The 1,319-nt window shown below is 66.0% G+C and carries 1 protein-coding gene; it reads right to left on the bottom strand.

The genetic code is table 11. The features are described from left to right. A partial coding sequence (locus tag A5760_RS10935; protein WP_231122603.1) for a phosphopantetheine-binding protein occupies positions 1-1,319 on the bottom strand: 1,319 nt, incomplete at both ends.

Raw genomic sequence — 1,319 nt, 5'->3', positions numbered from 1 at the left:
GGTGACGGCCCCTGCAACTGGTCGATAAACCACAACCGGCCCTGGGCAAACGACAACGGCACCACCGCCGGCCGCTCGACCGGCTTCAGCGGCTCCAGGCCCCCGCCCTTACCGATACGCGGTGCCAACTGGGCAACCGTGGGCGCCTCGAACACCGCACGCACCGAAAGATCGGCATCCAGACCGGTGTTGACCGCCGCGATCAGACGCATCGCCGACAGCGAATCCCCACCCAGATCGAAGAAGGAGTCGTCGACCCCGACCCGGTCCAGCCCCAGCACCTCGGCGAACACGGCGGCGACGATTTTTTCGGTCTCGGTCTGAGGCGCCCGGAAGGCTGTGGCGGCAAACACCGGTGCCGGCAAGGCTTTCCGGTCAAGCTTGCCCGAGGACGTCAACGGGAACTCGTCGAGCACCACAATGTGCGTCGGCACCATGTATTCGGGCAACCACGCGCTCAACTGCTGACGCACCGCGGCGATCTTGGTGTTGGTCTGCGGGTCATTGGCGTGGGTGCCGCGTTGGTGAGCCCCGTCGGATGGCACATACAGATCGGTCAGCGGTGGGGTGGGGCGCTGGGGATCGACGGGGTTGATGAAGACGGCGTCCAGGGTGCCGGGTTGAGCGCCCCAGGTGACCGCGACGCGATATCCGGCGGCCTCACCAAGGCGGTGCAATTGTTCGGGGACAACGGCATCGGCGCCGTCGGCGCGAGCCAATGCGTCGGCTAACGGTAGCTCGGCGGCGAGGGCGTGTTCGATTTGGACGTCGGTGATCAGTCCGGCGCGGGGGATCTCGGTGACGCGGACAGTGTTGGGACGTTGGGATATCAACCGGTCGTGCAGCCCGCCCAGGCCAGCGCAGTGGGCCCACGCCCAGCTGTCTGCGGTGGCCAGTGAGCGAACCGGTGCCGGGGCTTTGTGGATGCTGACGTCGTAGCGGTACCGGTTGAGTTCGTTGTCGGCCATCCCGCGTTTGACTTCAATATCCAGCCCGACCGCCGACGGCTGGTCGGCCGCCCAGGTGGTGAAAAAGTCTGGGGCCAGCAGTAATTCGGCTTCGCCAAGCATGGCGCGCTGAACTCGTTGACGAATCTCGGCGGCATCGGTGGCGGCGGTGCGGGCCAGTGCGATGCCGGTCTGAAACGCGCCCTGCAGACTGTGGTTACGCACGTCTCCGATGAACAGTGCTCCGCCCGGTGCCAGCAACCGCATCGCCACTGACATCACGTCACGCAGATACCCCGCACTCGGGAAGTACTGCACCACCGAATTGAGCACCACCACATCGAAATGGCCCTCCGGCAGCCCGTCGGCCAC

Origin of the sequence: Mycobacterium colombiense, from assembly GCF_001665835.1 — a bacterium.
Lineage (GTDB): Bacteria > Actinomycetota > Actinomycetes > Mycobacteriales > Mycobacteriaceae > Mycobacterium > Mycobacterium colombiense_A.
This window is presented reverse-complemented; position numbering and strand designations above follow the sequence as displayed.